The organism is Ruegeria sp. R13_0 (genome assembly GCF_017743995.1).
Taxonomy (GTDB): domain Bacteria; phylum Pseudomonadota; class Alphaproteobacteria; order Rhodobacterales; family Rhodobacteraceae; genus Ruegeria.
Genome location: NZ_JAGHRB010000006.1, coordinates 271,873 through 280,331, shown reverse-complemented (window position 1 = coordinate 280,331; position 8,459 = coordinate 271,873). Strand labels below are relative to the sequence as shown.

The 8,459-nt window shown below is 58.5% G+C and carries 6 protein-coding genes; 1 reads left to right on the top strand and 5 read right to left on the bottom strand.

Features of this window, described 5'->3' with window-relative positions; genetic code table 11:
• Positions 1-489: 489 nt before the first annotated feature.
• Both gyrB and J7394_RS10455 read right to left on the bottom strand, forming a co-directional pair.
• Positions 490-2,907 (bottom strand): DNA topoisomerase (ATP-hydrolyzing) subunit B, encoded by a 2,418-nt coding sequence (gene gyrB / locus J7394_RS10460; protein WP_170643552.1) that lies wholly within the window; start codon positions 2,905-2,907, stop codon positions 490-492.
• Positions 2,908-3,009: 102 nt separating this feature from the next.
• Positions 3,010-3,582 (bottom strand): TetR/AcrR family transcriptional regulator, encoded by a 573-nt coding sequence (locus tag J7394_RS10455; protein WP_209252844.1) that lies wholly within the window; start codon positions 3,580-3,582, stop codon positions 3,010-3,012.
• A 100-nt stretch (positions 3,583-3,682) separates the two neighbouring features.
• Between J7394_RS10455 and J7394_RS10450 the strand changes: the two genes are divergently transcribed.
• Positions 3,683-4,249, top strand: a complete 567-nt coding sequence (locus J7394_RS10450; RefSeq protein WP_209252843.1) for a carboxymuconolactone decarboxylase family protein — start codon at positions 3,683-3,685, stop codon at positions 4,247-4,249.
• Here the strand turns inward: J7394_RS10450 and recF are convergent.
• The 3 genes from recF to dnaA all read right to left on the bottom strand — a co-directional run bounded on the left by recF (position 4,246) and on the right by dnaA (position 8,125).
• On the bottom strand, positions 4,246-5,343 hold the full coding sequence (recF, locus tag J7394_RS10445; protein WP_209252842.1) for a DNA replication/repair protein RecF: 1,098 nt from the start codon (positions 5,341-5,343) through the stop codon (positions 4,246-4,248). The genes J7394_RS10450 and recF overlap by 4 nt on opposite strands.
• A gap of 59 nt (positions 5,344-5,402) precedes the next feature.
• A complete protein-coding gene (gene dnaN, locus J7394_RS10440; RefSeq protein WP_170351930.1) occupies positions 5,403-6,524 on the bottom strand; it encodes a DNA polymerase III subunit beta in 1,122 nt (373 codons plus the stop codon).
• A 224-nt stretch (positions 6,525-6,748) separates the two neighbouring features.
• Complete coding sequence (gene dnaA, locus J7394_RS10435; RefSeq protein ID WP_247748146.1) at positions 6,749-8,125, bottom strand: chromosomal replication initiator protein DnaA; 1,377 nt, start codon at positions 8,123-8,125, stop codon at positions 6,749-6,751.
• Between the last annotated feature and the right edge of the window lie 334 nt (positions 8,126-8,459).

The following is an 8,459-nucleotide window of genomic DNA, read 5'->3' as shown; positions in this document are numbered from 1 at the left end:
TTGGAAAGAAGGGCTCAAGACGCGCCATCTGCGCATCGCTCAACCAGAAAAGATCGCTCATGTTACCGCTCCGTTTTCGGAGCCGTGAATCATGCAGCGCGGCGAAAATCAATGCATCCTGACCCTAGTAAACAGGACCGTTGCAATGCGTGAAAATAAACTAAGGGTTGCACCACCAAGTAGTCAGTTGACGCGGATAGTCAGGTCGGAGACCGACTAAGGGTCGACTAATCGGCCATCATTCAGTGCGCCCACGAATTTTTTCCCAAGTCTTTTATGAGTCCCATTCCAAGTTCAGCTCAGTATTGAAGCCGGTGATGGCCAATCGGCTGACCATCTGCTTCTTCATTTCTTGAGATTCTCTCAGATTGCAGTTCTGAAAATGGACAACCATGTTTGTCTGGGTTGATAAGTCGGAGCGAAGAAGGTCGAGTCGCTCGCGAACGATTATGGGCGTCGCGAACGATTATGGGTGATCCTACAAATTCATCAGAAATCCAGATTCTCCACGCTCAGGGCGTTTTGCTGAATGAACTCGCGGCGGGGTTCGACCACGTCTCCCATCAGTTTGGTGAACAGATCGTCGGCCTCGACCATGTCATCCACACGCACCTGCAACAGGGTGCGCGCGTCCGGGTCCAGCGTGGTTTCCCATAGTTGATCGGGGTTCATCTCGCCCAAGCCCTTGTAGCGCTGAAGCGAAAGGCCCTTTTCGCCTTCTTCCAGAATGGCGCGCAAAAGGTCTAGCGGGCCGTGGATCGCCTGCATCCGGTCGCGGCGGATCAGGGTCGCCGGGGTGTTGTAAACCTCTTGCAGGCTTTGTGTGAAGCTGCCGGTCTTGCGCGCCTCACCCGAGCGCAGCATGGGGCCGTCCAGTGTGCGGACCTCTTCGACGCCGCGGAGGATGCGTGCCAGACGGATGCCGTGATCTTGCGTAATGCGGCCCTGCCAGCCGCGCTCATATTCAAGCGCGATCAGGTCCAGACGGGCGGCAACCTTGTCGGCCACGCCTTGCAGGTCGGCATCGACGGCACCGGGCACAAAGGCACCGGCCACAGCGGCCTGTTCCAGAATGTGACGCGGGTAGTGGGTTGGAAAGGCATCCAACACGCGTTTCAACTGGCGCGCTTCGTCGACGACGCGGGTCAGGTCCTGGCCGACGATTTCTTCGCCAGAGCCCAGCTTCAGAACGGCACCCTCGACCCCCTGATTGATCAGATAGTCATCCAGCGCGGCCTGGTCCTTCAGGTAAACCTCTGATTTACCACGCGAAACCTTATAGAGCGGCGGCTGCGCGATGTAGAGGTACCCGCCCTCGATCAGTTCCGGCATCTGGCGGTAGAAGAAGGTCAGCAGCAGGGTTCGGATGTGCGCGCCATCGACATCCGCATCGGTCATGATGACGATCTTGTGGTAGCGCAGCTTTTCGATGTTGAACTCATCGCGGCCAATGCCGGTGCCCAACGCCATCACGAGGTTCCCGATTTCCTGAGACGACAGCATCCGGTCAAACCGCGCACGCTCGACATTCAGGATTTTCCCGCGCAAGGGCAGAACGGCCTGAGTCAGACGATCCCGGCCTGTTTGGGCGGAGCCGCCCGCCGAGTCACCCTCGACCAGGAAAACTTCGGTTTTGGACGGGTCTTTCTCGGAACAGTCCTTCAGCTTACCGGCCAGATAGTTCACGTCCATTGCCGTCTTGCGGCGTGTCAGTTCGCGCGCCTTGCGGGCGGCCTCACGTGCCAATGCGGCCTCGATGATCTTGCCGACGATCCCTTTGGCCTCATTGGGATTTTCTTCGAACCACTCGGCCAGCTTTTCGTTCATCAAACCTTCAACCGCAGGGCGGACTTCGGACGACACCAGCTTGTCTTTCGTTTGCGACGAGAATTTCGGGTCCGGTACTTTGACCGACAGCACGCAGGTCAGACCTTCGCGCGCGTCGTCGCCGGTAAAGCTGACCTTTTCCTTCTTCGCGATCCCGCTGGACTGCGCGTAGTTGTTGATCGTCCGGGTCAGAGCGCCTCGGAAACCGGCCACATGGGTCCCGCCATCCCGCTGTGGGATGTTGTTGGTAAAGGGCAGAACTGTCTCGTGGTAGCTATCATTCCACCACATCGCGATTTCGACACCGATATCGTCCCGCTCGCCCTTGATATAGATTGGCTCGGGCATGGCAGGGGATTTTGAGCGATCCAGGTATTTGACGAATTCCTTAACGCCACCTTCATAGAACAGTTCGGTTTCCAACCGTTCCGCCGGGCGCTCATCGATCAGAATGATCCGCACGCCCGAGTTCAGGAAGGCCAGCTCACGCAGGCGCTTTTCCAGCGTCTCAAACGAGTATTCGAGGTTCGAGAACGTGTCGGTCGAGGCCAGAAAGCGCACTTCGGTCCCGGTGCGATCCCCGCACTCGCCGACGACTTTCAGGTGCTCAGCGGTCTCGCCACGCTCAAAACGCGCTACGTGCTCTTTGCCCGCGCGCCAGATGCGCAGCTCCAGCCATTCGGACAGCGCATTCACAACCGAAACGCCCACGCCGTGCAGACCGCCCGAGACCTTGTACGAGTTGCTGTCGAACTTACCGCCCGCATGCAGCTGGGTCATGATAACCTCGGCCGCCGAGACGCCCTCTTCGGGGTGAATATCGACCGGAATACCGCGCCCGTTGTCACTGACCGAGACGCTGGAATCGGCGTGAATTTTCACGGTCACATGGTCAGCATGACCGGCCAGAGCCTCATCAATTCCGTTGTCCACGACCTCATACACCATATGGTGCAGACCCGAGCCATCATCCGTATCCCCGATATACATACCGGGACGTTTGCGAACCGCCTCTAAGCCTTTGAGAACTTTGATGGAATCTGCGCCGTATTCCTGGGGTGCCTGTGCGTCTTCGGACATGCCGTTAGTACCTATATTATTTTGGTAACTTATACGTTTTCTGGTGGGGATTGTCACGCGCTCCCCCAAGATTTTGTGGTTGAGATCCGATTTATCCGCGAATCAAAGCCGATCGAGGTCTGCCGCGATATCAGCTGCAATTTCGGCGGCGTTGACGTCGTCCCGTTCGGCCGTCAATCGCAGGCCCAAGAGATCCGACTGATAGCGCGCAGCAAGGCGTTCGGGATCGTGATCGGGGCTTATCTCTCCGGCCTTTTGGGCGCGGCGGAACAGATCTGCAAAACAGGATTTCATAGCGATCATGTGCGCGCCTGCCTGACCAGCCAAATCGTGATCCTTTGCCTGCAACTCGGCATAGGTCTTGGCCAGCATGCAAGCTTTGGTCGGCAGGTCAGAGGCAGCAATCACGCGATAGGGCTGCGCCTTGAGCGCCCCGAGCGGCCCCAGCTCCTCAGCCAAGGTCAGCATACTGGCAACCCCGTCCTGGGCGTAGCGCTCCAGCGCCAGCGCATAGAGGGCATCTTTCGAGCCAAACGCCGCATAGAAACTACCCGGCTTCAGCTTCAACTCGCGCTCAAGGTCCTTCAGCGACGTCCCCGCCCAACCGTGACGCCAGAAGATATCACGCGCCTGCGCGATCAGCGCGTCTCGGTCATATGCGGGTTTGCGGGGCATTGGATCACCAATTCTTGAGCGTTTGCTCAAATATATACTTGAGTGATCGTTCAAGAAACCCTAAATACGACTCATCGCGCCAGAAATCAGGAGTTTTGACATGGCCAACTTCCCGTCTCACGACCTCGAATCCGCCCCTGAAGGGTCCAAACCGCTGCTGGAGAAATCGCAAGCCGCTTTTGGCCGCCTGCCCGGTCTGCACAAGGTGATGGCGGAAAGCCCGCAGCATCTCGAGGCCTATCAGGTTCTGCACGGCCTCTTCCTGCAAACCGATTTCGACAATGATGAGAAAACCGTGGTTTGGCAGACCATCAACGTTGAAAACGAATGCCACTACTGTGTCCCCGCCCATACCGGCATCGCCAAAATGATGAAGGTCTCAGACGAGATCACCGAGGCTCTGCGCAACGAAACCCCGCTGCCGACTGCCAAGCTGGAGGCCCTGCGCACCTTCACCCTGCAAGTGATGGAAACCCGCGGCAACCCGACCGAAGAGCAATTGCAAGCGTTCTTTGACGCAGGCTATTCGCACCGCGCCGTTCTGGATGTTGTTCTGGGCCTCGCACAGAAAACCATGTCGAACTACGTCAACCACATGGCCAAAACTCCGGTCGACGAAGTCATGCGCGGCTTCTTGTGGGAACGCAAAGTGGGCGAACCAGCCTAAACCGACACGACCGAGCCCTCATCGCCTTCGGTAACAACCAGCGTTTGGGCCCGGTCGCCCAATTCCGCAAACAGCTCAGGCCCGGTGCCCGTCATCCAGGCCTGAGCGCCCAGCGCACAAATCTCATCATAAAGCGCCGCACGTCGCCCGGCATCCAGATGCGCGGCCACCTCGTCCAGCAATACAATCGGCGGCGCGTCAACCATTCCCGCCAGCGCCCGTGCATTCGACAGGATCAGGGACACCAGCAGCGCCTTCTGCTCTCCCGTGGAACAATCCTTGGCGGGAACCCCCTTGGCCGCGAACACCCCGTACAGGTCCGAGCGATGCGGCCCGACCAGGGTCCGACCTGCTGCAAGATCGCGGAAACGGCTTTCGCCCAACGCCTTGCGCAGGTCTTCCGGGGTCTCGGGCATCACACCTTCCGACTGAATCAACTCCAACTCGGCTGAAGGAAACGCCGTTTCGGCCTGATCCTGCGCGGCACGCAAATGATCCAATGCTGCAAGACGTGCCGCGTGTATCCGGTACCCTGTCTCGGCCATCTGACCTTCCAAGGCCGTGTACCAATGGGCATCCCGGACCTGATCTTTCAGCAACCGGTTCCGCTCACGCATGGCTTTCTCGTAGGTCAGCGACGCCTCGGCATGCGCGGGATCAAAGCTCAGCGCGATGCGGTCCAGAAACCGCCGCCGCCCCTCGGCCCCTTCGATCCACAGCCGATCCATCGACGGGATCAACCACACCACGCGTGCAAGCTTGCCCAGATCAATCTGACTGGCGGCCTTGTCATCTATCCGAACCTGACGCGCCGCACCACCTTCGGACCATGTCTCGATCTCGTATCGCCCTCCCTGGGCGCTCAACAGGCCGGACAGTTTCCAGCCCAAGGCCTCAGGCCGCCGGGTCATCTCCGCCGCACTGGCCCGCCGCATCCCGCGACCGGGCGAGAACAGAGACACCGCTTCAAGGATATTGGTTTTCCCGGCCCCGTTCGGCCCATGGATGGCAACCGGGCGCCCATCCAAAGACAAACGCGCCAATTTATGAGACCGAAAATGCGAGACCGTAAGCTCGGTCAGGGCCAATCCCATGACCCCTCCCTTCTTCTGTTCAAAAATACCTCCGCCGGAGGCATCGTGCGCCAGCGCGATCAGACGCGCATCGGCATGACGACGTAAACCGCGCTCAGATCATTGCCTTCGCGCATCAAAGTCGGGTCACCGGCCGAGTTAAACAGGAATACCGCGTTCTCACGATCCACCTGCGAAGCAATCTCGAGCAGGTATTTCGCGTTGAACCCAATCTCGAGACGTTCATCACCATAAGCAACGGCCAGCTCTTCCTCAGCCGCGCCGCTATCCGGGGCATTGACCGACAGCACCAGCTTATCCGCATCCAGTTGCAGCTTCACAGCGCGCGAACGCTCTGACGAAACAGTTGCAACCCGGTCCACGGCTTGTGCGAACTCGGCTGCGTCCACTTCCAACTGGCGCGTGTTGCCTTGCGGAATAACGCGTGTGTAATCGGGGAAAGTCCCGTCGATAACTTTCGAGGTCAGCGTGATATCTGGCGTGGCGAAGCGTACCTTGGTTTCGCTGACAGACACTGCGATATCCATCTCGTCATCGTCCAGCAATTTGCGCAGCTCACCCACGGTTTTACGCGGCACGATCACACCCGGCATGTCCGCAGCGCCATCCGGCAGGTCCGCATCAATCCGCGCTAGGCGGTGACCGTCGGTGGCCACACAGCGCAGAACCTTGCCGCCTTCGGACCCGTCCGCGACGTGCATGTAGACACCGTTCAGATAGTACCGCGTCTCTTCGGTCGAGATGGCGAATTTCGATTTGTCGAACAACCGACGCAGTAACGCCGCCGACGCGGTGAAATTCGACTGATATTCCGAGGACGCCATGACCGGGAAGTCCTCTTTCGGCAAGGTCGCCAGAGAGAAGTTCGACCGTCCCGCCTCAACCGTCAGACGACCTGCGGCGCTGTCGGCCGTTAAGGTGACCAGCGCGCCATCCGGCAGTTTACGCACGATTTCATGCAGGGTCGTAGCGGCCACAGTCGTCGCACCGGCCTTTTCAACTTGCGCAGGCGCTTTGTCGACAACCTCGATATCCAGATCGGTAGCTCGGAACAGGGCTTGGTCGCCTTCGGCCTCGATCAGCACATTGGCAAGGATCGGGATCGTGTTGCGACGTTCCACAACGGATTGGGCCTGGGAAACGGCCTTGAGAAGGGTGCCGCGTTCGATGCTGATCTTCATACCCTTTGTTCCTCTGACTTGCGTGCCTACATGGGCGGGACTGGCACGTTAGCGTCTCAGCCCTGAGGCACAAGGATTTTTTACCGATTTCTGGGTGGGAATACCCCGGTGGTCAAGAGGTACGCGCGCGAAACGCGTCCATTCCTCCGCAACCGTGGAGATTAGCGCACAAGAAAACGCCCCGGACGCACTGGCCCGGGGCATTTACTGACAATGGGTGCGGCTCAGGCCTCTAGCGAGCGGCGCAGCATTTCCACGTCTTCTGCGATCTGACCATCGGTCGTCTTCAGCTCTTCGATGCGCTTGACCCCGTGCATGACGGTTGTGTGGTCGCGCCCTCCGAAACGGCGGCCTATCTCAGGCAGAGAGCGGCTGGTCAGCTGCTTGCACAGATACATGGCCACCTGACGCGGACGGGCATAAGACCGCAGGCGCTTGGGGCCGATAATGTCCGACAGGCGAATGTTGTAGTAGTCCGACACTTTGCGCTGGATTTCCTCAACGGTGATTTTGCGCTCTGAGGCGCGCAGCACATCCGCCAGACAGTCCTGCGTCAGCTCCATGTCGATCTCACGCCCCACCAGCGAGGCAAAGGCGAACAGACGGGTCAGAGCGCCTTCGAGAACGCGTACATTGGTCGAGATGCGATGCGCCAGAAACTCCAGCACGCCATCGGCGATGACAAGATCGGGATAGGTGGCGATGTGCTGCTGGACTTTGTTCTGCAGAATGCCCAGACGCAATTCGTAGTCGGTGGGATGCAGATCAACGACCAGACCGCATTGCAGGCGCGATTTCACGCGATCTTCCAGATCCTTGATCTCACCCGGGGCGCGGTCGGCCGAGATGATGATCTGTTTGTTCTGGTCCACCAGCGCATTGAAGGTGTGAAAGAACTCTTCCTGGGTCGAGTCCTTGCCCGCGATGAATTGCACATCGTCCACCATCAGCACATCGACCGAGCGGAACAGATGTTTGAAATCCATCATCCGGCGTTCGCGCAGAGCCTGAACGAAGCGATACATGAACTGTTCCGCCGACAGGTAAAGCACGTTCAGCTCTGGGCTTTTGGTCTTCAGCTCCCATGCGATGGCGTGCATCAGGTGGGTTTTACCCAGCCCAACACCACCATAGAGAACCAGCGGATTGAACGTGACCGGGCCACCTTCGGCCACGCGGCGCGCGGCGGCATGGGCCAGCTCGTTGGGCTTGCCGACAACAAAGCTGTCGAAGGTAAAGCGCGTATCCAAGGGTGCGGCTTGCAGATCCTCAAGCGCCGCATTGGCGGATTCCGCAACCGGTGCGGCAGCCGCGGCCAGCTTGGGCTCATCCGTGACAGAGGCCGGTCGGGTGGTCGAATTGGCAGCCGCCTTGAACGCAAGACGTTGGACCGTCTCACCCGCGGTATTCAGTTCATACAGAATCAAATCTGCGAAATTCTGACTGACGTAATTCCCCATGAAGTTTGTTGGAACCGAGAACACGGCTACACCATCCTGCAGCTCCTGAAATTCCAGAGGCTCAATCCAGGTGGTGAAGTTGTTCTTGCCAACGGCCTTCAATAGTTTGTTACGCAGTTGTCCCCATTTCTCTTGTGTCATCAAGCGCCTCACGCATCCCATTTTTTTTGACCTGTCGGTCTTATCAATCGTCGCCGGTTGCCCGGTCATTGGCGTTCACACACAAGGGTACCCTGCGCCGGACTGTCCCATCCGGCGGGTAAATGAACACTCAGCATGCACAAATCGTATCCCGCAGCAGGATCCCGGAAAACCGGGGCACGCGTCGTAACCCAATTGTTTGACAGGGCTGAGATCATCGGAAAACCCGAGACCCAGAGCAGATCGTTTTACCGGCCAAGGCCGGTTTTCGAACGTTAGTTCCTGCTGTCTGACTGATGCCCGTCAGTCAGATGGCTGGAACAGCCTGTCCCCC

Coding starts and splice junctions, on each gene's coding strand:
- dnaA (WP_247748146.1), bottom strand. CDS start 8,125: ATGACACAAGAGAAATGGGGACAACTGCGTAACAAACTATTGAAGGCC.
- recF (WP_209252842.1), bottom strand. CDS start 5,343: ATGGGATTGGCCCTGACCGAGCTTACGGTCTCGCATTTTCGGTCTCAT.
- gyrB (WP_170643552.1), bottom strand. CDS start 2,907: ATGTCCGAAGACGCACAGGCACCCCAGGAATACGGCGCAGATTCCATC.
- dnaN (WP_170351930.1), bottom strand. CDS start 6,524: ATGAAGATCAGCATCGAACGCGGCACCCTTCTCAAGGCCGTTTCCCAG.
- J7394_RS10450 (WP_209252843.1), top strand. CDS start 3,683: ATGGCCAACTTCCCGTCTCACGACCTCGAATCCGCCCCTGAAGGGTCC.
- J7394_RS10455 (WP_209252844.1), bottom strand. CDS start 3,582: ATGCCCCGCAAACCCGCATATGACCGAGACGCGCTGATCGCGCAGGCG.